28 protein-coding genes and 1 pseudogene are annotated in these 20,571 nt (G+C 38.0%); 12 read left to right on the top strand and 17 right to left on the bottom strand.

All coding sequences use genetic code 11. The features are described 5' to 3' along the window. Nucleotides 1-82 precede the first annotated feature (82 nt). From DTA23_RS20270 to DTA23_RS20260, 3 genes are all read left to right on the top strand, one after another. On the top strand, nt 83-640 hold the full coding sequence (locus tag DTA23_RS20270) for a hypothetical protein (protein ID WP_046675076.1): 558 nt from the start codon (nt 83-85) through the stop codon (nt 638-640). Next, nucleotides 633-1,514, top strand: a complete 882-nt coding sequence (locus tag DTA23_RS20265) for a helix-turn-helix domain-containing protein (RefSeq protein WP_112375846.1) — start codon at nt 633-635, stop codon at nt 1,512-1,514. The genes DTA23_RS20270 and DTA23_RS20265 overlap by 8 nt, the downstream gene beginning before the upstream one ends. Before the next feature lie 190 nt (nt 1,515-1,704). Next, a complete protein-coding gene (locus DTA23_RS20260) occupies nt 1,705-2,106 on the top strand; it encodes a hypothetical protein (RefSeq protein ID WP_112375845.1) in 402 nt (133 codons plus the stop codon). Between the two features lie 13 nt (nt 2,107-2,119). On the opposite strand, the gene DTA23_RS20255 is transcribed toward DTA23_RS20260, so the two are convergent. Beyond that, complete coding sequence (locus DTA23_RS20255) at nt 2,120-2,911, bottom strand: NIPSNAP family protein (protein ID WP_239468817.1); 792 nt, start codon at nt 2,909-2,911, stop codon at nt 2,120-2,122. A 210-nt stretch (nt 2,912-3,121) separates the two neighbouring features. Here DTA23_RS20255 and DTA23_RS20250 point away from each other — a divergent pair, with 210 nt between their 5' ends. Both DTA23_RS20250 and DTA23_RS20245 read left to right on the top strand, forming a co-directional pair. Further along, nucleotides 3,122-3,481 (top strand): response regulator, encoded by a 360-nt coding sequence (locus tag DTA23_RS20250; RefSeq protein WP_046675074.1) that lies wholly within the window; start codon nt 3,122-3,124, stop codon nt 3,479-3,481. 305 nt (nt 3,482-3,786) lie between these two features. Beyond that, nucleotides 3,787-4,299 carry a GNAT family N-acetyltransferase gene (locus DTA23_RS20245; RefSeq protein WP_112375844.1) on the top strand — a complete coding sequence of 171 codons (513 nt, stop codon included), beginning with the start codon at nt 3,787-3,789 and terminating at the stop codon, nt 4,297-4,299. A gap of 105 nt (nt 4,300-4,404) precedes the next feature. Here DTA23_RS20245 and DTA23_RS27955 read toward each other — a convergent pair whose 3' ends face one another. From DTA23_RS27955 to DTA23_RS20230, 7 genes are all read right to left on the bottom strand, one after another. Further along, on the bottom strand, nt 4,405-4,863 hold the full coding sequence (locus DTA23_RS27955) for a cytochrome-c peroxidase (protein WP_218565427.1): 459 nt from the start codon (nt 4,861-4,863) through the stop codon (nt 4,405-4,407). A 16-nt stretch (nt 4,864-4,879) separates the two neighbouring features. Further along, nucleotides 4,880-5,041, bottom strand: coding sequence for a cytochrome c peroxidase (locus tag DTA23_RS27950; RefSeq protein WP_218565482.1), 162 nt, complete (start codon nt 5,039-5,041; stop codon nt 4,880-4,882). Between the two features lie 10 nt (nt 5,042-5,051). Beyond that, nucleotides 5,052-5,294: a cytochrome-c peroxidase gene (locus DTA23_RS27945; protein ID WP_218565481.1), complete on the bottom strand. Its 243-nt coding sequence runs from the start codon at nt 5,292-5,294 to the stop codon at nt 5,052-5,054. Between the two features lie 209 nt (nt 5,295-5,503). Next, on the bottom strand, nt 5,504-6,241 hold the full coding sequence (locus DTA23_RS27940; RefSeq protein WP_218565426.1) for a hypothetical protein: 738 nt from the start codon (nt 6,239-6,241) through the stop codon (nt 5,504-5,506). Between the two features lie 34 nt (nt 6,242-6,275). Then, the gene (locus tag DTA23_RS29555) at nt 6,276-6,512 is read right to left on the bottom strand and encodes an alkaline phosphatase family protein (protein WP_256604462.1); all 237 of its coding nucleotides are present in this window, start codon (nt 6,510-6,512) and stop codon (nt 6,276-6,278) included. Beyond that, a complete protein-coding gene (locus tag DTA23_RS20235; RefSeq protein WP_256604460.1) occupies nt 6,490-7,623 on the bottom strand; it encodes an alkaline phosphatase family protein in 1,134 nt (377 codons plus the stop codon). Before DTA23_RS20235 ends, DTA23_RS29555 begins: the two co-directional genes overlap by 23 nt. 158 nt (nt 7,624-7,781) lie before the next feature. Beyond that, nucleotides 7,782-8,165 carry a winged helix-turn-helix transcriptional regulator gene (locus DTA23_RS20230; RefSeq protein WP_046675072.1) on the bottom strand — a complete coding sequence of 128 codons (384 nt, stop codon included), beginning with the start codon at nt 8,163-8,165 and terminating at the stop codon, nt 7,782-7,784. A gap of 311 nt (nt 8,166-8,476) precedes the next feature. On the opposite strand from DTA23_RS20230, the gene DTA23_RS20225 reads away from it, so the two are divergent. Beyond that, nucleotides 8,477-9,160, top strand: coding sequence for a YceI family protein (locus tag DTA23_RS20225; RefSeq protein ID WP_070566941.1), 684 nt, complete (start codon nt 8,477-8,479; stop codon nt 9,158-9,160). Between the two features lie 134 nt (nt 9,161-9,294). Here DTA23_RS20225 and DTA23_RS20220 read toward each other — a convergent pair whose 3' ends face one another. Then, nucleotides 9,295-10,356, bottom strand: coding sequence for a helix-turn-helix transcriptional regulator (locus tag DTA23_RS20220; protein ID WP_146753150.1), 1,062 nt, complete (start codon nt 10,354-10,356; stop codon nt 9,295-9,297). Between the two features lie 59 nt (nt 10,357-10,415). Continuing rightward, complete coding sequence (locus DTA23_RS20215; RefSeq protein WP_112375842.1) at nt 10,416-11,021, bottom strand: hypothetical protein; 606 nt, start codon at nt 11,019-11,021, stop codon at nt 10,416-10,418. A gap of 277 nt (nt 11,022-11,298) precedes the next feature. On the opposite strand from DTA23_RS20215, the gene DTA23_RS20210 reads away from it, so the two are divergent. Then, nucleotides 11,299-11,790, top strand: a complete 492-nt coding sequence (locus tag DTA23_RS20210; protein ID WP_112375841.1) for a GNAT family N-acetyltransferase — start codon at nt 11,299-11,301, stop codon at nt 11,788-11,790. Between the two features lie 15 nt (nt 11,791-11,805). On the opposite strand, the gene DTA23_RS20205 is transcribed toward DTA23_RS20210, so the two are convergent. After that, on the bottom strand, nt 11,806-12,159 hold the full coding sequence (locus DTA23_RS20205) for a hypothetical protein (protein WP_112375840.1): 354 nt from the start codon (nt 12,157-12,159) through the stop codon (nt 11,806-11,808). A gap of 102 nt (nt 12,160-12,261) precedes the next feature. Then, nucleotides 12,262-13,305 (bottom strand): DUF2931 family protein, encoded by a 1,044-nt coding sequence (locus tag DTA23_RS20200; protein WP_112375839.1) that lies wholly within the window; start codon nt 13,303-13,305, stop codon nt 12,262-12,264. 397 nt (nt 13,306-13,702) lie between these two features. On the opposite strand from DTA23_RS20200, the gene DTA23_RS20195 reads away from it, so the two are divergent. From DTA23_RS20195 to DTA23_RS20180, 4 genes are all read left to right on the top strand, one after another. Next, nucleotides 13,703-14,278, top strand: coding sequence for a GNAT family N-acetyltransferase (locus DTA23_RS20195; RefSeq protein WP_204990989.1), 576 nt, complete (start codon nt 13,703-13,705; stop codon nt 14,276-14,278). 172 nt (nt 14,279-14,450) lie between these two features. Beyond that, on the top strand, nt 14,451-14,930 hold the full coding sequence (locus DTA23_RS20190; protein WP_046675066.1) for a hypothetical protein: 480 nt from the start codon (nt 14,451-14,453) through the stop codon (nt 14,928-14,930). Between the two features lie 85 nt (nt 14,931-15,015). Further along, nucleotides 15,016-16,179, top strand: a complete 1,164-nt coding sequence (locus DTA23_RS20185; RefSeq protein WP_070566953.1) for a PepSY-associated TM helix domain-containing protein — start codon at nt 15,016-15,018, stop codon at nt 16,177-16,179. A 93-nt stretch (nt 16,180-16,272) separates the two neighbouring features. Next, complete coding sequence (locus tag DTA23_RS20180; protein WP_046675064.1) at nt 16,273-16,605, top strand: winged helix-turn-helix transcriptional regulator; 333 nt, start codon at nt 16,273-16,275, stop codon at nt 16,603-16,605. A gap of 2 nt (nt 16,606-16,607) precedes the next feature. Here the strand turns inward: DTA23_RS20180 and DTA23_RS20175 are convergent, their stop codons facing one another. Next, nucleotides 16,608-17,066, bottom strand: a complete 459-nt coding sequence (locus DTA23_RS20175) for a VOC family protein (RefSeq protein ID WP_112375838.1) — start codon at nt 17,064-17,066, stop codon at nt 16,608-16,610. A 382-nt stretch (nt 17,067-17,448) separates the two neighbouring features. On the opposite strand from DTA23_RS20175, the pseudogene DTA23_RS20170 reads away from it, so the two are divergent. Next, nucleotides 17,449-18,071, top strand: a pseudogene (locus DTA23_RS20170) (HPP family protein). Nucleotides 18,072-18,152: 81 nt separating this feature from the next. On the opposite strand, the gene DTA23_RS20165 reads toward DTA23_RS20170, so the two are convergent. The 4 genes from DTA23_RS20165 to DTA23_RS20150 all read right to left on the bottom strand — a co-directional run bounded on the left by DTA23_RS20165 (nt 18,153) and on the right by DTA23_RS20150 (nt 20,406). After that, entirely contained in the window at nt 18,153-18,416 is a 264-nt protein-coding gene (locus DTA23_RS20165) for a hypothetical protein (RefSeq protein WP_112375837.1), read from the bottom strand. A gap of 255 nt (nt 18,417-18,671) precedes the next feature. Next, complete coding sequence (locus tag DTA23_RS20160; protein ID WP_046675059.1) at nt 18,672-19,079, bottom strand: VOC family protein; 408 nt, start codon at nt 19,077-19,079, stop codon at nt 18,672-18,674. A gap of 128 nt (nt 19,080-19,207) precedes the next feature. Beyond that, entirely contained in the window at nt 19,208-19,729 is a 522-nt protein-coding gene (locus tag DTA23_RS20155) for a hypothetical protein (protein ID WP_146753149.1), read from the bottom strand. Between the two features lie 71 nt (nt 19,730-19,800). Then, entirely contained in the window at nt 19,801-20,406 is a 606-nt protein-coding gene (locus tag DTA23_RS20150) for a Pr6Pr family membrane protein (protein WP_256604697.1), read from the bottom strand. Nucleotides 20,407-20,571 lie beyond the last annotated feature (165 nt).

Here is a 20,571-nt window from a genome sequence, read left to right as displayed (position 1 = left end):
TCCAGCGCAAATGATACTTATCGTATATCTTCTGGTATCATAACTACGCCATGGAGCTTAACACCAAATTAACAGGATAATTATGCGCTTTTTGAATTTCTTGAAAGGACAAAGTAATTTGAGACAGATTGACGTTAGTGAAGACGATGATTTTGTAGATTTACAGCTGACCGTCACAAAATACTGGAAAGATGACGACGAACATCATATTGTCCAAGCTAAGGGGCTTTGGGGTAGAGAGATAGTTGGTTTGGCAATCGCCTTTCGTCCCGACATGAAATTGGGCATTGTCGATACCGAAGTCGATAAACAAAGGTTTTATCGCGAAGGGATCAATTTCTATTCGATTGGCAAATTAAGTGACAATTTTACCAAAGCCTTAAATAGCCTCTTTAAAATTGATGGTACATCCTTTAAAATGCACGATAATATTGGATCGACCGCCTTTATCGTCAGTGGGCACCCGGAATATTTTGATGAAGAATATATTAAAGCTAAAGTTTTCTTTGACGACGGAAATGAAAAACATCATTACGCGGAATGGTATGTCAACATCGATTTAAAACACAATATTCTCGAACTTCGAGAAAAAGACCCCGGATATAGAAAAAACATCATTAGTATCTTGACAAATGTTTAAATTTGAGCGTGAATCCGTCAGCCTCAAAAAAAATAATACCATCCCATTAAATTCATTTCCTAATGAGTTTAATTCGGGAATGGCTATAAAAAGGAATGCTGTCAGAAATTTAGAGTTAGCTAAGATAAGTCAGGCACATCGTGATGATTTCTACTTGTTTTTTATTCTTGAAGAGGGAAATGGAATATTTGAAGTAGATTTTCAGCGCTATCAATTAGGCTCCTCCGCCGTAATGATCATCCAGCCTTACCAAGTACATCGGGGTTTAGCTATGGATTACAGCGCTTTTAGTGTCTTAATGATCAGTGTAGAAAACCTAAACTCAGACTACGTAAACGCGCTAAAGGATATTACGACGATTGCTCCCATCGAAATCGATCAGGATACAATGGCGGTCTTATCCCAGACTGTAGACACCTGTTTAAAAATCAACGAAAGAAGACATGAAAAACTATATACTGCACTAATGAAAGATAGCTGCAATACCATCGCGGCACTTATTATCTCGCAGTATTTAATCCAATCAGCTAAAAGTGATGCACAGTCTAGATTCGAACTGATCAGCAAACAGTTCAGTTCACTGTTAGATAAAGATTTTATTGACATTAAACAGCCTAGAGTATATGCAGAGAAAATGAAAATATCAACGGCCTATCTCAATGAATGTCTCAAAAAAACAACCGGAAAACCCGTTACTTATCATATTCAGCAACGCGTTGTATTAGAAGCAAAACGTTTGCTCTACCATTCAAATAAATCTGTAAAAGAAATTGCAGTAGAGCTAGGTTATGACGACTATCCATATTTTTCACGTCTATTTTCAAAAGTAACCAGTATGACAGCTCTTACCTTTCGAAATAGGAACCTTGAATAGTCCAATATTTACCACTTTTTATCTCTTTTAAACTAGAGCGAATTGGTATTTCTTTGTGTTAGAAAGCTTGGTTCAGCCCGTCGTTAGCGACAACTCGAACAGCGTCTTTAATGATTATCTAAATCCGACAGAAAGGAGATTGTAGTCCATTAAATATCAAGAAGAACACCACAAATAAAAGAGAAAAGGAATGAGATATTTTATCGCGGAGCCCGTCGGGCATATCAAAAACGATTTATTTTTTGAAGTCGCAAATTTTCTTTGGGACAGTGGAAATGAAGTTGCTTTAGGAAAAAACAGGATATGCGACTGTGAAAAAATGCAACATGATGACTACGATTACACCATTTCATTAGTCCCTAATAACGAAACTGTTGAATCCTTATTTAAAACACACTACACCATCCTAGGCAAATATTTTGACAAAATTAATAACAGCAATCCGATGCTAATATTAGCAAATACCGGCATTTATACGAATGCCCTTCCCTATCCCCATAAGATTTACAGTTTTGAAAAATTGGACAAACAGGCGTTAGCCAGCTTTTTTGACTGGTGCAAAAAATTCAATTTGTTTGTTAGGAGAAGATAAACAAGTTCAACCACTAAATATCAGAATATGCAGTGGGATATAACAGTACTTTTATACTTTTGGAAACGTTATTCTGATATTGCGGTAAATCCTGCATTGGTTTGTATAAAGGTCCAAAATCTTTCCAATGTATATTCCGATCTTCCATGTTCTCAAATGCCGTCAGATACATCAGGTTGGGCATTGTGCTACCAGCAATCACCTGTCCATAAAAAACAGCATTAAAATTCAGTTTTTTGAAAATATCGATCTCTCCATTGTTAAACATCGCTATCTTATTTGCAGAAAGCTGCTCGGTTGCGGCCTCATAACTGCGTAGTTCATAAATGCGTTTATTTTTTTCAGCAGATAATTTAGGAAGCGCCGATTTGGGCATTCCTTCAAATGCTTTCATCCATATTGTCTCCAACCTTTTGAAAGGAGGATTACTATAACCTGCCTCGATATAAGCCTTTCCAGCCTCCAGGTATTTCTGATCTTTGGCAAGCCGCTGATCCAAATTAACCAGCAAACTGAAGTCTGCAGCACTGATGAACACATAAACCAATCTATCTTGATCAGTAGCATTTTCTAAGGGCTTAAATACCCCGACCTCTTTAAATCCCAATTGATGCAATGCCGGCAAATACGCCGATTCAAGATACTGATCAATGACTTTCTCCTGCTCATCGTTCTCATAATGATATACTTTCAATTGAAAATACGCTTGTTTCGATTTCTCAAAAGCGAACAGGCAATTTCCTGCCATGATAAATAATAGCGGCAATATGAAATGCCAATTGGGAATAAAAATGTATTTTTTCATTAGAATTCAGGACAACATTGGATATTAATTAAAAAATAAAGATAATACTATTTTTGAAAGTTCAAAATTAGACTAACCCAGCAAATTAACTCCCTTTTTCATCTTTATATATCGAAAATACGGGTTTATACTTATTAGAATCGGTATTTTAACCTTATTCTCGCAATAGCTTTTTATTTAATTTAGCTCCACCTTTTTTAAAGCTGCAACATGTCAAACAAAACAATACTTATGTTGGACGATGATAAACATGTCCTTGAAATATGTACTATAATCCTCGAAACAAATGGCTATAATATGGCGGTCTCTGAAACGTCTCATGATATTATCGAAAAAGTAGAAGAGGTACATCCTGATTTAATTTTGATGGACAACTGGATACCCAAAATAGGCGGTGTAGAAGCCACACGGTTGCTCAAAAATCATCCCCTATATTGCAATATCCCTGTCATCTATCTATCCGCTAATACCGATATCGAAACACTAGCCCAGCAAGCTGGAGCAGACAGCTATCTCGCCAAGCCCTTTGATTTAGAAGACTTAGAAAATAGAATAGCCGAACTACTGTAGTTCTAATCTTATAATTCAGCACTTTTACATATTTTAGCACCAATACGGAAATGCTACTCGTGAAACTTATATTTTGATGTCCTAATTGCGCATAAGGCCACATTGAAACGAATAGGATCATGTGTTGCTTTAATACAATTGCGGCTTGCTCAATTGCAGGCATATATAGTCGTAGTTGTCGCGCCATAATCATCGGGAATCAGCAATTGAGAAGGAATGCTATACCACATTTGAAGTATAAATAATAATACATACTTTCGCGTTATAGTATTAGAAATAATCATTAAGACAGCATTAATTACGTTATGTCAGAGCGCGTTTTAGCATTTCAATCAGGTTCATTCCATATCCGTCAGCTTGCAGAGAACGAATCTCCACTTTACAAAGCGATGCGTATCGAGTCAATTCAAACCGAACCTACACTTTTTAGACGGAGCACTCCTCCTGAAATAGAACTATCTGACTTGGATTGGGCAGAATGCATAAGATACCCACGCATTGTTTTTGGTCTTTTCGAAAATGAAAAAATGATTGGGATAACCAGCATGCTGCTGTTAAATAAAGAAGAGGCCTACTTTGGTCAGTCCTTCATACAGCCGCTGTACAGAAAATTAGGTCTATCGAGTCTTTTGTATAAAATAAGAATGGCGTGGGCCACCGAGAATCAATTAAGAAAACTGACGATAAGCCATCGTGAAATAAATATGATTTCGAAAGCCGCTATCCAAAAAGCCGGTTTTCATTATAGTCATAAAGAACTTGTGCAATGGCTCGACGGAACAACTGGTTACTCCATGTATTATAGTTTATTCCTATAGTCAGTAAGGCTAACTAACTTGACTGTTGATTAATCCCGGCAAACCAAGATAGGGTAAAAATAATAGCTTTTCCATCTTGAATGCGTATATTGAATCGTAGTCATTTTATTGGCTTTCGAGACTTTCCATAAACGCAATAATATCTTTCATTTCCTTTTCACTCAGATGCAAATTTTCATCTGACAATGTCTGATTGGATAATTTGATCCCCAATCCTGCCCCACCCCCATTATTATAAAATTCCATGACCTCATCCAACGTCCGATAGATCCCATTGTGCATATAGGGAGCAGTTTTCTTTACATTCCGGACAGAAGGTATTTTAAAAGCATATTTATAAGAATCAACACCAATGATATCATAGTAGCCTAAATCCGAATCCAGCACAGAATCTTTCATGGATTTTGGAACTCCTAGGACTTCGACTTCGCTCTGAATAAATTTGGGCGGTGTAACACCGTTGAATAAAGGCAGGAAATGACAGGTCGCACATTTTCCCTTGCCCATAAATAAATTAAACCCATTCACTTCCGATTTGGACAATGCGTTCTTATCCCCACGCATATAATCATCAAATCGGCTATTGATTTTTGGTCAGGCCACGAATGTAAGAAGCAAGTGCATTGCTTACCTGCTCTGCTGAGATTGGGCCATCCACTGTATTGAATGCTTTATTAAATAATGACCGATAGATTTTATCCGAAGAAACATATTGAACGATATCAGTTACCGAGCCGTCCATTTCCTGCTTATTACCAATGACATCGTGTATCTGATCTTCCCAGCGTCAACGAACGCATATCATAGAAGTAGTTGGACTGTAAGGCCGCATTGAGCAAAGTAGGCGTATTACGTTTGAGCAAACGTCCCGAACCATGAATGTCCACTTGCAAGTTCAACCCATCTGTAAATGCAAGGTCAGGATGATGGCATGAAGCGCAACTTCTCGTATGTGTTCCTGACAAAGCAACATCATAAAATAATTTTTCTCCCAGTACGGCCTTTTCATTGCTGAAGTGAAATTTTGGTCCCGGGCTAAAGGCATCTACATTAAATGCATTTCAGATCAAACATCGTATTGACGTCTTGCCGAAGCATTCGATTGTATCTGATTTTAGGGCCAGGCAGATTACGTTCCAACTGTGCTATCTCTGTACTGATGTTGTTGGCAAATTGGGTAATGAATTGCGCTCTATCAAACGATTCAAATTCCGCGTGTTGTTTGCAAATATTTGATCGCCCCTTTAAGCATCAATCTTAGCGTTTCTTTTCTACCTTCATATTGCAAAAGAATTTGTTGTAGGCTGCCTAACGCCATAGAAGACTCGATCATACTATTTCGAGAAAGTGCATTATCAAATCCGGTAATCCCCAAAGATATAATCCGAAATACTTCAAGTTTCGAAGCATCCAAAATGCGCCAATCCTCCAATTGATGATCTTCAAAATAGGAAATCAAATAATCCGTATTGGTTATCAAATGTTCGATTTCACGAATTAGCTTTTGCCTATTGCTATTATCGTAAGTGGGATAGATAAGCTCTTCAATCACCTGCAATCCAATAGGCTCCACCCCTCTAGCCAAAGAGGGATCCAACAAATCCGCATTTTCAACTTCCTCCACCGGAGGTCCATTTAACCTTCTGGATAGATCTGCAGTAAAATACTCCGAAGCCCATTCAAACTTTTTAAAAAGTAGCCTTGTCGTCAAAAAGGCTCTTCTGAGACGTAGCGTATCCACCGTACCTTTCTGTACTTCGGCCTGCAGCGTATCCTTGATATATGTCTTAAAAGAAAGCATCTGACCCAGTACTTCTTTCTGAATCAGATGCTCTCGGGCATTGCCTTCTTTTTGTTTTGTATAAACAGGCTGCCCTGTAGTAAATCCGAGGGTAAATACTATTGCAACCAATAAGATAAAAACGACAACCTTTTTACACATAGTTCAATTTCCTATCTCTCGATATAAAAACCGACTATTTGAAAACGAGCGCATTTCTAAAGGGATTTGCTTTTTTATCCCTTTCAGCAAGAGGCTCTATTCCCCAGCGTTTTTCTATAAATGAAAGGATGCTCACTGTCTCATACGGCGTATGATCCACTACACCACGCTTAGCAAATGGTCCAATGACAATTGCCGGGATTCGGCTACCAGGTCCCCAGCGGTCAACGACGGGTGGGTTAACATGGTCAAAAAAAGCCACCAAATTCATCGTAGGTCAAAATCACCAACGCATCTTTTGCATTCGGTCCCTCCAATACAGCATTGATCAAATTAACAGCAAGTTGTTCTGATGAATAGACTGCCGAACTTCCAGGATGCTCATCATTGCCCCCACCTGGTTTAACAAAAGATACACTAGGAAGCGTTCCTTCTTTTGCGGCCTTGATAAAATCGTTTTGATCCTTCATGTGTTGTCGTCCTTCCTTACCATCCTCATAATTAGCAAAATATAAAAAAGGCTCATGATTGTAGGCAAAATTATTTTTACGTTCGGCCACAGCGTCATCCCAGCCTTCTGAATACCAAGCCCAACTTACATTTTTCGCTGTCAAGCGATCGCCAATGGTCGGCATAGTCTGAGAAGGTAATAATTTGGAAGTATCAGATTTCGCGGGATAAGGTTTGTTGCGAGAAAGCACATGATTGATTGCATAACCATCTGGCGTAACTACACCATCTTTAATCATCTTTCCATTTGCATCGAGTTTAGCAACCAATGAGCTTGGTGCATCAGGCCAAACAGGAATAGCCGCAGAAATCATATAAATATGATTTAAATAGGATCCGCCGAATACACTCTGAAAGAAATTATCACATAATGTATAGGCTTTGGCAAACGGATACAAAGGTAGCTTCTCTGTATTGTAATAGCCCATCGCTAAACCTTTGGAATCATTATAGAGTGCAAATTTATCCATCTTTCCACCATTGATCTGCAATTGATTATGATAAAACCGATGTGTAACATCGGGCGTCGCCTTATCCGAAGGTACATATTGGTCTATATTAAAAAATTGATTGGGTAGATTGGTTGGAAAGGAATTGTTACGTGGAATTTCGGGGAGGTATTGGTAGGCTTCACCATTCTCGTCTACCTGTAAAAAATCACCCTTTCTGACATTATCTATGCCATTGGCTCCCTTGAATTCGCCATAAAGATTGTCAAAACTATGGTTTTCCATATAAATAACAACCACATGGTTAATTTTTTTGATACCTTCATCAAAGGGAATCTCTTGGTGTCGGGCGTTTTTGGTAACTCCGCAACTGCTGATACTCAAAACTCCAAGAGACAAATAAAGTAAGTGTTGTAACCGCATCCTGTCTTCTTTTTAGTAGGTTAGACTGTAATTTCTAGAACAAACTTACAATTATTATCGTTTTCATAACCTATAATCAAAGGGATTTGCTACCAACGTATCAGGTTCTTTACAGGCATCCTCCCTCTTATCACTAAAAGTAAAGGCGTGTTTACATACTAGGTCGTAGCTTCCAGTTCCCCATTCTTGGTATAAAGCTTACTTCGGTAAGTTATACCCCATTTCGTAATCTCATCGATGATTGGGCCCAAAGTTTTTCCGCATTCGGTCAATTCATACTCCACCGTCAGAGGTTTGGTATTTAATACTGTTCTTCTGATCAGCTGGTTCATTTCTAAATCCTGCAGTTCTTTAGACAACATCTTCGCACCTATCCCCTCAACTTCGCGCAGCAGTTCCATAAAACGTAATTTCTCAACCAACAATAAGGTACCAATAATATGAAATTTCCATTTTCCGGCCAAAATCTCCATGGTATCGTTAATGGCCAACACACGTGTTTTGCATGCACCTGACGACGTTAAAGTTGCTTCCTTTTTCATTACATTATTTTTTTATTCATGTACGCTCTACCCTCACAGACTTCCTTATCCCCTATACGATCAACGATAAATGAACACACAAGCACAGCTTGGCGCCACTGACAAGATTTCTTTATTCTTACAAAAATACGCATTTATAAAGTTACAGACCACTATCTTTTTGGAAAGTAGTTTCTTTAAGGAAACTGATACCAAAAATAAACTATCTATCATCTACCTTTGTATCGACAACATCAGCAGCTGCAGATTGGCACAGTTGATGCGGCAAAATATAAAGTGTAAATAACATATAAAAAATAAAACGATTAAAAATGAAAAAGCAATTAATCTCGGGTTTAGCCCTTATCCTGTTGTTAGCTTCTTGTCAAAATACAAATGGCGACAAAGCAACAACAACAACTGCTCAGGAAGTAACTGAACAAAAAGGACAGACTTACACTGTTGAAGCAGATAAAAGCTCATTAAAATGGACTGGTTACCATAAAGGCGGTTTAAACCCAAGATATGGTGTTTTGAAAAGCGAAGGAACACTTTCAGCTGAAAATAACGCAGTTACTGGTGGTACTTTCACTATCGATGTCAATTCTATTTTGACAGATACAGCTTCTGTAGATCCTGCGACATCCGGGGGCAAAAAATCATCAGATCTGGATGCACATTTAAAAAGTGCTGATTTCTTTGACGTAGCAAAATATCCAACTGCAAAATTCGAAATCACCAAAGTTGGTCCATTTGATGCAGCGCAAGGAAAAAGTGTTGTTGCTGATGCGACAAATACAGTTAGTGGTAACTTAACCATCAAAGATAAAACGGTGAATGTAACTTTCCCTGCAAAAATTACTTTCAATGGTGATGAAGTAACATTCTATTCTAAATTTACGATCCAAAGACAAGATTGGGGTCTTACATACGGTACAGAAGGTAACCCTCAAGATTGGATGATCGCACAAAACGTTGACATTGAACTTAATGTCACTGCAAAAAATGCGAAATAGATTTCGATAGCGCTTCGTCGCTCTTAGCAAATAGATTAATCCGGTAGACTCTACTTGATTAATCTATTTGATTTAAATAGCCTCCAAATACGAGATCACCTTTATTCAAGACATGGATCAAATGTGAATCTCCCTTACTTTTCGGTTTGCTCTAATTTTTTTTTCAATCGCTGTTTTGCCTTACGAACGGCTTCCACCGAAACACACAGCAATTCACTCATACTCGCATTACTTAAATCCAATTTGAGCAGCGCTAATATCTTAAGATCATTCTCGGTAACCTTTGGATAAGTTTGCCGCATTTGTGTCAGATAAGCGGGATACACTTTGTTAAAAACATGTTTGAATTTTTGCCACCGCTCATCTGTCATAATGTGTTGCTGCAAAAGCGCATTCAAATTATCCGTAACCTGCGTGATGTACGCCGGATCAGATTCGGAAATCGTCGCCACCTCCTGCCTAAGTTGCTGGATAACGACATCATTCTGCCGAATGGTGGCTGTAAATTCAGTCAAAGAGTTTCGTAAAATCATTAGCTCCTGATCTAGCAATTGTTTTTCATAGGCAAGCGCAAGTTGGTCTTTTTCTAGTAAAGTATTCCGCATCTTAATTTTAATTTTCGACTTATTGACCAACAATACAATTATGGCAAAAATCAAGAGAAGAACAATGCCTATAAACTGATACATGCGTTTTGTCCGAATCCGTTTTTCTTCAGTAGCCTGTATAGTCCGATTGTATTTTTCAGACTCCCTTTGCCACAGCATTTTCTGTATCTCTTTATCATTCATCCTTTTTTCCAACGAATCTTTCAACATCAGATACAAATGCAATTGCTTAAGCTCCTCCCCTCCACGTCCTAACCCCCGCATGATGTTAGACTTGGATTTTGCTAATTCTACTTTATATTTTAAAAAATAGGGCTTATCTTCCATCAAACTTTCACAGGTCATCACATATTGCTCAGCCAATTTCCATTCTTTCAATTCGATATACCAATTGGCTAAATTGAGATTTGCACGCATCGCATCTTTCCGCTCATTATAACGCATAGAAAGCTCAATATTTTTCTTAACTAACCCAATAGCTTTTTCCTTTTCACCTTTTCGCCATGCATGATCTGCTAAATTACCCGAAATGATACCAATCCAAACCGAATCTTTCGCCAATTTAGCTTCATCCATTGCGCGATTCAAATAGGTAAAAGCTTGGTGATCGAGCGAGTCCTTTGCTAGATATACAGCAATGGAATTGATCAGATCGACACGTTCCCGTGCAGCCGGCGTGGTAAAAGTAGCGCTTCCTCTAAATAAGCAACAGCATTTGCCTGTTCACCAATGTAGCTGTAGAAACTCGCCATAAATTGGTAATGCTTGACTACCATGGGGATTTTTTTGATAGTAACTTTAGATTTTAAATCATTCGCTCGTAAAAAGAACGGAAATGCTTCCTTTACCCGTCTATAGATAAAGTTGTAATATCCTTCACGGGCACAACCCAACATTTCTAATTCAGGATCCGGATGTACACGGAGCAACTGCTCAGCCAAACGATAATAGCGCTCAGATGATGAATTTATGCGATCAAACGCAATTGAGAAACCGTCAGCCATACGCATATAATAAGCCCATTTTAAAGCAACACTTCTTTTTTTGTCTGCCAATTCCAAAAACGGCGCCAAGGCATTTTTCAATTTTATCGTATCACCATCAAACCTAATAGGCAACTGAAGAGCAGCCTCCAGTTGGACAACAGGGTTTTTAATTGCAGCTATTTCCACTACAGATTGCCCACATACATGATTAAAGTTGCTTGACAATACCAAAGAAACGAATACAAAAAAATAAAATATGGTCTTCATGCTTGAAAAAGGTCAATTTCAACGCTCTGTCTGCCTATTGGCATAACCGATAAATTAATTTCAACAATTCTGTGAAATTAATACGCAAAATCCTCCGAGAAAATGGTTAATACTGACTTATTGTTCGTAAATCGGATCGCCGACTTGCGGTTATAAATATAATATTTATAACTTTAACATAATTACACGTTTTCATTAAATTTCGCCTTCTTTTGATACCACTGCAACCCATTAGGTTTGGCATATCAGGCCTTTTATCTAACACTTTTTCCAAAAGATGACCAAAATTCAAACAAAAACAATGGGATTGACTCTCCGAAAAGGAGTATTGCAAGATCTGCAAGAAATGTTAATCCTATTTTCTGAAACTATTGCGACTGTATGCGCAGATAATTATAATAACGAGCAAATTGCAGCATGGGTATTGTCCGTCAATAATCATGGCCGTTGGCATCGGCTAATCGAAGATCAGTATTTTATTGTAGCTATGCTAAATCAGAAAATGGTTGGGTTCGCTTCCCTCAATCATGGAAACTATGTCGATGTCATGTATGTCCATAAAGATTTTCAACGCCAAGGGATTGCTCAAAAACTTTATACTACATTGGAAGATGAAGCAAGAAGACAAGAAAGAACTTTCGTGACTGCTGACGTAAGTAAAACCGCGAAACCCTTTTTTGAGGCAAATGGATTTAAAGTTATCGCTGAGCAGATACAAATAAGAACTGAAGTCGAAATACCAAATTATAACATGAAAAAAGATCTTTAGATTCACTTCCAAATTTTAGAAATGCTCCCCATAGTCGATTACTTCAGTTTTCAAAAGCAGCTTACTTTCACTATCGGTTCTTAATGTCGCTGTTGCTATTTTAGTCTTTGTGTCAACACTGAACTCCAGCATAGCCCCAACGTCCTTTTTGTCATTAAAAAATGAAGCGAAATTCTTAAATGTCTCAGTTTCATCAAACAAAAACCGCGCAGCACATCGGTTATTATGTTGATCATACCATTTGATGTACACATCTTTGGGAATACCTCGAGATGCCATGTCCATATCCCGAAGACGCTCATCAAAGACAAATCGTTCGGAATTATAAAACTCAAAGTCCGCATCAAATGCTTTTATGTCAGAAGACAATACAAATTTAGGCTGTACAGGATAACGTTGCCGTAATTTATCCCAGTAGCCATAGGGAATAGATTTATTTGCAATGGCTTGTTGAACATCCGAAGGAATAATCTATGTATCGGACAATACTTGATCGCGCCATTCCTGATTAAAGACATTACCGTACGCTCCATTATCTTTGGATGTATCCGTAGCATGGATCACTAATTTTTCGGCTTGATAACGACCGATTTCGACCTGACGACGTCCTGTCCCACTGGCCCATACTACAAGTACACCGCCAGGAGCAAAACCCAAAATAATCTTATTATAATGTTCATCATTAGTTTTGATCGCTCCTTTTTCTTGGTATGGTGTACTGAACAACCTCCGCAATTTACTATAATCAATCGGACCGTTCATGCGATAAAAAACATCTTCAGCAAAGGAATACCAAGTAACGTCTAATGCCTTAGGCAATGACATCACCTGCTCATATGTACCGCCTCCAGCTTGTCCCCACACGGCGTTATAGTTTACGATATTGCCTTCACTAAATGTAAATTCATAATCTTCATCTTTCGGAAAGATAAAACGGCCACTATATAACTGGACGGGATAAGCTGCTGGATTACTCATCGCACAGAACCATTTATAGCGCCCTTCTCTGATATTATCTTCTTGTGTTAGGCGTTCTTCCCTGAGGTCATTAAACTCACGTATTGTCGTTGAGAACGCGAATATAATCGGTAGTAAAATAAGATATCCAAGCAAAGTCGGAACCAAATATTTCCAGGATTTTATTGCCCATGTGATAATCACGCTACTAAAGAATGTCAGGAAAATACTGAGTGTTAAAATCAAGGGAAACATTTCCTTAATCACTCCCCCTAGATCTGCATAAAGCCGATGCTCGTATTCATCACCCAAGGTTGATAAAAAAAGAAGTACCGGAAGCAATAAAGAAAATAAGCAATAAAAAAGAAAACCGTAGCCAAGTTCAAAAGCGAATTTTGGTTTCTCTAAGACCTTTAACTTCTTCCGAAAGAAATTAAAATGGAAATAAACCAAAGCGATAACAATAAAATAAGGCGAACAGCAAAATGCAGCATAAACCATATTTAGATCTGCATTCTGTACAAGTAAGGTCGCAATTAGGCTGATGATCGCAACCAAAAAAAGCAGAAACTGTCGCTCTTAAAATCATTGTAATTTGTTTTTAATCCAAAAAAAGCTGCCGAAAGCCGTATAACTGACAACAACACGATTCAAAAATAACAAGAAATGTCTTATGAATATAAGCCGATCAATATTCAAATACATTGATCAACTATTCGATCCAACGTGGACAATATATTTTTTTCACAAGAAGTATTTAATTAACTTTTATCGGATTTCGCAAGGATCCATATCCTGAGCCATTTCATAACACAGTCAATAAAGGTCCAGCTTTATCCCCTCTTCAGCGAGATATCGCTCGTTATAGTAAAATGTCTTTGAAAAAAAATCCGATCAAAAGCCCTTTAACGAAAACCATTTAAGTTTACTAACTTCGTTTTTATTCTTCAAAAAAATGGATATACATCATAAAATTAGAAGTGCCGAGGAAAGTGACGCACATCATGTCCCTGAAATTATGCTCCAGGCAATGGAAGACATTATATTTAGCTTTATCAAAAAAGAAGATCGAAACGAAGCGGTAAATTTCTTAACGCAGCTTTTCAAGCAAAAAGGTAATCTCTATAGTTATGAGCATACTTTTGTCGCAACTGACGACAATGGACATATTTTGGGCTCATTAACCGGCTACGATGGTGATCGGTTTATTGAATTAAGACAGCCTATTTTGGATCATATGAAGGAACTGTACAATAATAATTTGATTCCAGAAGCCGAAACAATTGGCGACGAATTTTATATCGATTCAATTGCGGTTGCTCCCATGGCACGGGGCAAAGGCATCGGAACAGAACTTTTAAATTATGCGATTACACATGCTAAGCAAAACGGTTTTAAGAAAGTTGGCCTGCTCGTCGACCTAGAGAATCCCAATGCACAAAAACTCTATGAAAGGATTGGTTTCAAACTCGGCAAAAAAACTCCTTTAGTAGGGGGCGAATATTATCACATGTATATTCAACTTGATTAGATACGGTTTTTATCTAATTTATCGCCATTTCAGGCCTTATCCCGCTAATCAGTATCTTTTGAGAAGAAGTCCAAGCAGCTCTGGCAGACAACACCAATTAGATCAGACATAACCACTAATCAATTGGCAAGGATTTTGTATTCTAGAAAATAACTATGAAAATTTGGGAATAATGAAAAAGCTAATTTCAATTGCGGTGGGCTGCCTAAGCCTAGTTCTGGCGACGCCAGCTTTAACACAAGCACAACACAGAGGACATGGTGACCATGGCTGGCATGGCAACAAGGACCGTGAAAAATACATTCGAAAACGGGAAAAAGAGTACGACAAATATGTGCGCGAACGCGATAAGCAAGATCGCAAATACTGGAAACATGCATACGAACATGATCATGGGCGTCCAAGATGGGCTAGCGCACATCACTACGACATGAGACATCATGTGTACTTTAGCGATTACAAAACATTCTATGATCCTTATCGGGGCGGATATGTCTATATGACCAATGGCCGATGGAACTTTTCTGTGAATGTCCCTTCTTTTCTAGTGAATGTCAACTTAGGAAATGCTGCGATTCGTGTGGTCAAAGATGTACCTCTTGACAGAAGACCAGAAGAGTATTACGACGATAATGAGGATTGGGACGATTAACGGTACGATTAAACTTTACGTTTATTTAGAATAATTACTGATAATACTATATTTTTGCGCTGTTCATCCGATTGACAGCGCATCTATGACACATAAAAGAGCTAAACAAAAAAGCCTAAAAAATATACTTAGAAAATTGCATCTTTATTTGGGCTTATTATTTGGTATAATCTTTTTTACTGTTTGCGTGACAGGGATGTTATTGAGCTTTGAAAAAGAGCTTACCCCACTTTTATGGCCGAAAGAACAGCAGGTAACTGTACAAAGCAATCGTCTTTCCCTTGCACATATTTCCCAAAAAGCCGAAGCTATCTTTCCGGACAAGAAGTTGTTTCGCATCGAAATTCCAGCAGATCCTTCCCGTAGTTTCCGTATTCAGTATGGACAAAAAAAGACCGGATACTGGTATGCATATATAAATCCTTATACAGGAGCACTATTATCCAAAGGTCGGCAGAGTGACCGTTTTTTTCAAAAGACTTTGGATATCCATCGTTTTCTTCTCGTCGAAAAAATCGGAAGTACCCTAACTGGAATCTCAGCTCTAGCGGCTTTCTTTCTTGCCCTAAGTGGTATTTACCTGTGGTGGCCAAAAAATAAATCCATGCTCAAACAACGTGTAACGATAAAAATGGCAGCCTCTCTCAGAAGAAAAATCTGGGATTTTCACGCAGTGGGCGGTTTTTACGCATCTTTGTTTTTAATTATTTTTACCTTGACGGGATTGACCTGGAGTTTCGATTGGTACAATAAACAATTCTATAAAGTATTGGGTTCAACGCAAAAATCAACAAAAGAGAAGATCAGCAACATCAACAATCAGGCTTTTTCAGATTACCTCGTGCTGGATACGATCTATCAGCAGCTAAACAGCCTATATCCCAGCTCTGGAAATATAATTATCACGTTTCCTGAAAAGAAGGACTTAGCTTTTGCACTAACTAAGGAAAATTTTTCAAATGCAACTTTACAGATCAACCAGGCTTTCTTTGACAGCAAATCCGGACAACTACTTAAAAATAACCCTTTAGAAAAATTACCTTTGGCGCAACAGGCTCAACGTATGATGAAATCTATTCATATGGGGTCGATATTTGGATTACCTTCTAAGATTATTGTATTCTTAGCCGTTACACTAGCCGCTTCTCTCCCCATCACAGGAATATGGATATGGTTGAACAAAAGAAGAAAGAAGAAACCGTCAAAAAGCCAAAAGAAGAAAGCAATTCAACTTCAAACCATAGCATAGCGTATTATCCTTATTTTTAAACTTATTCAAATGAATTCTTATATCAGACACACGACTAGATAATAATAGAAGAAATGATCGATATTAGCTGCTATGAAAGACCGCAAAGAAAATTCGACGAATGCAATCAATGAAAAAGCATTACAACAGTTCTGTAACGCCTCCAAGACGCTGGCATTATTCAGTGGCCGATGGAAGCTTTCGATTCTATTCAAACTCCTGGAGCAGGATACGAACTACTCGGAATTCAAAATTCTCCTGCCCCAAGTCAGCGATCGTACACTTGCAAAACAATTGAAAGAATTACAGCTGGACGGACTCATTCAAAAAGACCGAAGTAAAACAGCATCAATCTATTCGCTGACCGATAAAAGTCGTAAACTAAAACCCCTATTGGCGGCGCTTTCTGGGTTTAACAACGACTAACCTTAACTAAAATCAACACGCTCCAAAAACTCAATCACTTCCCCATTCGGACTGTAAACGAGGCTATTTCGCACAAAAACATCTTTTTTACCTTGGCTGAGTATGAGTTGAAATACTCCATCACTCAAATCTTGAGCACCATGGGCGATAGCCTGTATTCGGGCATCTTCGGCTTCTTCTACCGTAAAACACAGATGAAGTAGCGCATTCTCGACATATTCCTCCCCTTCTATACGCCTTCTTCCCTGCGTTGGAATAGCAGCATTCTTATCACAAATTTCCAAATAATAGCCAATAGAGGCATTAAAAAGCATAGCACAACGTTCTAAATTAAACTCGGGTAATGACCATTCATGCACAATAATAAAACCGAGATTTTCATAAAATCCAATTGTCTTATCAAAATCCTGAGCCTTAATCGACAGGTGGTGAAAACCCACAATATTATCTTTCAATTCCATAAAGTATATTTTTTGAACAAAACTAATGTGTTTTTCTGGTGACTGGAACAACTTACAAAATTGTAAGTTGCGCTGGTGGCCATAAAAGAGTATACGTTAAAACTAGCAGTATCAGAGGGAGATTTTAAATTATAGGAGATAGATTTTATTATTTTAATGTACTTTTGCCCATTAAATATCTCGATCTGAAGAAGGAGTAAAAGCTTTGTAACTACCTTGAGTCTATAAATATGAGGTATTCATTAGACATCATTTCGATGGACTTTACTGTCCAAAGTATGGTGACATCCAACATAAGAAATCGGATGTTATAAATTCTTCAAAAATCGAGATAGAATACGCAAAGTTTAAAGCCCTTAGTCTATATATATTTGCAAATAAAATGAAACAGCATCTTCACCGACAATTACGGATCTATAGATATGTAATCTATAGAGAGACGTTAGTCGATCCTTGGGAACATTTTTGGTCATTTATTGGCGCCTTTGTAGGAATATTTATTATCGCTTATATCCAATCTCTTCATTTACCTTCGCTGGAAAATATCTTTTTGATAGGCTCCTTCGGAGCTTCCTCGGTTTTGGTTTATGTGCCATACAAAGTCCACTTGCCCAACCCCGCAACTTAATTGGTGGGCATGTTGTTTCTGCAATCGCCGGTGTTACCGTTGCACAGCTCCTTCCCGATATTATCTGGCTGACCGCTCCCTTCGCCGTGGCCTTGTCCATTGTTTGTATGCAGCATACACGCACACTACACCCTCCTGGTGGAGCAACAGCACTCATTGCCGTCAGCAGCGGAACAAAAATTTCATCGATGGGATATTGGTATGTATTAAGTCCAGTACTATCGGGTTGCATAATTTTATTCCTGGTGGCTCTGATCTTTAACAATATCACGAAAAAGAGACATTATCCTGTAAAAAAATCACGTTTACGCCGCTCAAGAAGACAGCATTTAAAAACCCGTTTTGAAACAAGCAGGAGTCCATCGAGTCTTGATTAAAAGTCTTTATGATCTATTGAATAACACGATCTAAAACTAATAAAGGATAGCGTTTTGGGTAGACGCCCAAACGCTATCCTTTTATGATCGCTTCTTCCCGTCATCTAAAACAGTTATTATAGCCCGATAAATTCCATACAGAAGGAATAGTAAACTTGTAATTGTAAGCCCCAAATACTCCACCACCCAAGCAATAAGTATGGCGACCAAATGGATTTTACCATTCTCCGGTTTAAATGCGGCACCTGAATAAACGTAATAAGCGATGGAACCAAATAAAAGAATCCATATTATCGCATAAACATAATGAAGCGGATTTTTGCTGAGCTTTCTATTTTTAAACATATATCAAGTTTTATGATCTAATGCTGATCCGCTTATCTAACACGAACGAGCATTTCGTCAAATTTAGGGTGCACATCCGTTTTTGACAAGCCATAACTATAATTCGCTTACCATGATTTAATATTCGTACTTCCTATAAAAAATCGCCCGCGGCAATGGTCGCCATACACTTGCTTCGCTACGTTAAAATCAAAAGAAAAAGTCCCTTACATTACTGCAGGGACCTTGCTTTCACCGATTATTCCGTTGTGATTTTTATGCGGTTGGAAATTTGCTCATATCCATGTAAAATATCTCCCAGGTATGCCCATCAAAATCTTCAATACTTCGCTGTTGCATAAAACCATAGTCTTTCATTGGCGTGGGTTCTATACCGCCAGCTTTCAGTCCTTTATCAACAATTTCGTTCACACGATCCAGACCAGAGACAGCAAGTGAAAATAGTCCTGCGATCTGTTTTTTTGTATCTGCAAGCGGTTTTTCCGTAAATGTTTTAAACTTATCCGGAGATAAAAGCATAACAAAAATATGCTCACTCCAAACCATACATTTGCCTTGCTCATCCGAAAACTGAGGATTGTTCGTAAAGCCCAATTGTGTATAAAAATCCATTGACTTATTCACATCTGCTACTGCGAGATTTATAAATATCTGTTTCATCATTTAAAGTTTAATTGCTACTGATCTAACAAAGATGAAAATTTCCGTCCAAAAAAAACTTGGCCTATGCGAAGATTTTTATTCAGCATCAATGAACTGGTGGAATAGCTAAATCTTGTTTGGAAAGCTCGTTACTTGGAGAGCTCATTCAATTCGGCCTGCGAAAACACATGCTCGCCTTTTAGATAACCATTCGCTTCTTTCAGATAGGTATATATTACATCTCGGCCCTTTGGATTGGGCAATTTATGTAAATTTTTGACCAAGAAATCTTTATCACGCAATCTATCTTTACCATAGCTTAAAAAAGATGGTGCGTGCGTCTGCACGCTCCAACGGATAAAACGTAAATCGATATTGTCAGGGTATTTCATGATCATTTCTTCGAGGAGCTTTTTTCCTTTCTTGAATTGCCCCAATTTTGTAAACGGGTTGCCCATATGTTTTGCCCATAATATCGCATAAGCCGCGAGATAACCCTTTTCTGTGGCGGAATTGGCAGCTTTTTCCAATAGTTTCAGATTCGTTTCACAGAGCTTTTTGTTTTGAACAGCAGTCGCGTACTCGGCTCTCATTTTATCAACATCCACTTGACCAAAACAACAAATCCCACATAATACCAAAGAGACACAGATAAAAAATCGTATAACCATTTTCAATTCAATTAAAGTAAAAAATAAACGCCGTTTTGTGATATAACAATATCGAAGAGCTTTGAGTTTTCTTATTTTTTAATCCGTTGAGAACGCCGTTTGTTTTGCCACTTTCCCAATACAATGAGCAATGTACCAATGACGATGAAAACCAACGTTACTCCAAAGCTGTTCAAAATAACCCTGTCCATCCCCAATTCGGAAACATTGACAAAAGGATAGGGATAAAATCCAGAAAACGAACCATGCCACAACGTATAAAAAAGATAGACTAATGGGAAGATCAACCAATAAAAAATATGACTCCACCGGATTGTTCCCTTGTCCAAAAAACGCCACCAAAAAAGGAAAAAACTCAAAGGAGCGAGCACATGCAATAATTCGTCAACCACCATTGATAAACCCTGAGGATGCGACAAAAAGCGAAGTATGGTATTATAGATAATTCCGACAATAAGAATATATAATGTTACGGCAGTAATTGTTTCGGGTCTAGTAAAAAATAGGCCCATTCGACTTTTTGACCAGCAAATAGTAAAAAAACAGCATAACATAACCATTACATTACTCAGAATTGTAAAATAACTAAAAAACTGAATAATATAGTCGATCCTGTCAAGCTTGGAGGTATGAGCACTTAAGATAAACTGTCCAACAATTGCAAACAAGGTAATCATACCAATGCTACCAGCAAAAACCGATTTTAATGACTTCTGAGCCTCCATATTACTAGTGGTCTATACAATACTAAATATAAAAATTTCAACTGCTATTTGGAATTTTAAATGATGAAATCCAATTCACCCCTACTCGAATCTTAAATCCAGATTGTAAATAATTGC

The organism is Sphingobacterium multivorum, assembly GCF_900457465.1.
GTDB classification, from domain to species: Bacteria; Bacteroidota; Bacteroidia; order Sphingobacteriales; family Sphingobacteriaceae; genus Sphingobacterium; species Sphingobacterium multivorum.
The sequence above is the reverse complement of the archived record's forward strand: the minus strand, read 5'-3'. Positions and strand labels throughout refer to the sequence as shown.

What these genes read in the sequence shown, in the direction of transcription:
- DTA23_RS20270 (WP_046675076.1), top strand. Translation starts at nt 83, where the DNA reads ATGCGCTTTTTGAATTTCTTGAAAGGACAAAGTAATTTGAGACAGATT.
- DTA23_RS20265 (WP_112375846.1), top strand. Translation starts at nt 633, where the DNA reads ATGTTTAAATTTGAGCGTGAATCCGTCAGCCTCAAAAAAAATAATACC.
- DTA23_RS20260 (WP_112375845.1), top strand. Translation starts at nt 1,705, where the DNA reads ATGAGATATTTTATCGCGGAGCCCGTCGGGCATATCAAAAACGATTTA.
- DTA23_RS20255 (WP_239468817.1), bottom strand. Translation starts at nt 2,911, where the DNA reads ATGAAAAAATACATTTTTATTCCCAATTGGCATTTCATATTGCCGCTA.
- DTA23_RS20250 (WP_046675074.1), top strand. Translation starts at nt 3,122, where the DNA reads ATGTCAAACAAAACAATACTTATGTTGGACGATGATAAACATGTCCTT.
- DTA23_RS20245 (WP_112375844.1), top strand. Translation starts at nt 3,787, where the DNA reads ATGTCAGAGCGCGTTTTAGCATTTCAATCAGGTTCATTCCATATCCGT.
- DTA23_RS27955 (WP_218565427.1), bottom strand. Translation starts at nt 4,863, where the DNA reads ATGCGTGGGGATAAGAACGCATTGTCCAAATCGGAAGTGAATGGGTTT.
- DTA23_RS27950 (WP_218565482.1), bottom strand. Translation starts at nt 5,041, where the DNA reads ATGGACGGCTCGGTAACTGATATCGTTCAATATGTTTCTTCGGATAAA.
- DTA23_RS27940 (WP_218565426.1), bottom strand. Translation starts at nt 6,241, where the DNA reads ATGTGTAAAAAGGTTGTCGTTTTTATCTTATTGGTTGCAATAGTATTT.
- DTA23_RS29555 (WP_256604462.1), bottom strand. Translation starts at nt 6,512, where the DNA reads ATGAATTTGGTGGCTTTTTTTGACCATGTTAACCCACCCGTCGTTGAC.
- DTA23_RS20235 (WP_256604460.1), bottom strand. Translation starts at nt 7,623, where the DNA reads ATGCGGTTACAACACTTACTTTATTTGTCTCTTGGAGTTTTGAGTATC.
- DTA23_RS20230 (WP_046675072.1), bottom strand. Translation starts at nt 8,165, where the DNA reads ATGAAAAAGGAAGCAACTTTAACGTCGTCAGGTGCATGCAAAACACGT.
- DTA23_RS20225 (WP_070566941.1), top strand. Translation starts at nt 8,477, where the DNA reads ATGAAAAAGCAATTAATCTCGGGTTTAGCCCTTATCCTGTTGTTAGCT.
- DTA23_RS20215 (WP_112375842.1), bottom strand. Translation starts at nt 11,021, where the DNA reads ATGAAGACCATATTTTATTTTTTTGTATTCGTTTCTTTGGTATTGTCA.
- DTA23_RS20210 (WP_112375841.1), top strand. Translation starts at nt 11,299, where the DNA reads ATGACCAAAATTCAAACAAAAACAATGGGATTGACTCTCCGAAAAGGA.
- DTA23_RS20195 (WP_204990989.1), top strand. Translation starts at nt 13,703, where the DNA reads ATGGATATACATCATAAAATTAGAAGTGCCGAGGAAAGTGACGCACAT.
- DTA23_RS20190 (WP_046675066.1), top strand. Translation starts at nt 14,451, where the DNA reads ATGAAAAAGCTAATTTCAATTGCGGTGGGCTGCCTAAGCCTAGTTCTG.
- DTA23_RS20185 (WP_070566953.1), top strand. Translation starts at nt 15,016, where the DNA reads ATGACACATAAAAGAGCTAAACAAAAAAGCCTAAAAAATATACTTAGA.
- DTA23_RS20180 (WP_046675064.1), top strand. Translation starts at nt 16,273, where the DNA reads ATGAAAGACCGCAAAGAAAATTCGACGAATGCAATCAATGAAAAAGCA.
- DTA23_RS20175 (WP_112375838.1), bottom strand. Translation starts at nt 17,066, where the DNA reads ATGGAATTGAAAGATAATATTGTGGGTTTTCACCACCTGTCGATTAAG.
- DTA23_RS20165 (WP_112375837.1), bottom strand. Translation starts at nt 18,416, where the DNA reads ATGTTTAAAAATAGAAAGCTCAGCAAAAATCCGCTTCATTATGTTTAT.
- DTA23_RS20160 (WP_046675059.1), bottom strand. Translation starts at nt 19,079, where the DNA reads ATGATGAAACAGATATTTATAAATCTCGCAGTAGCAGATGTGAATAAG.
- DTA23_RS20155 (WP_146753149.1), bottom strand. Translation starts at nt 19,729, where the DNA reads ATGGTTATACGATTTTTTATCTGTGTCTCTTTGGTATTATGTGGGATT.
- DTA23_RS20150 (WP_256604697.1), bottom strand. Translation starts at nt 20,406, where the DNA reads ATGATTACCTTGTTTGCAATTGTTGGACAGTTTATCTTAAGTGCTCAT.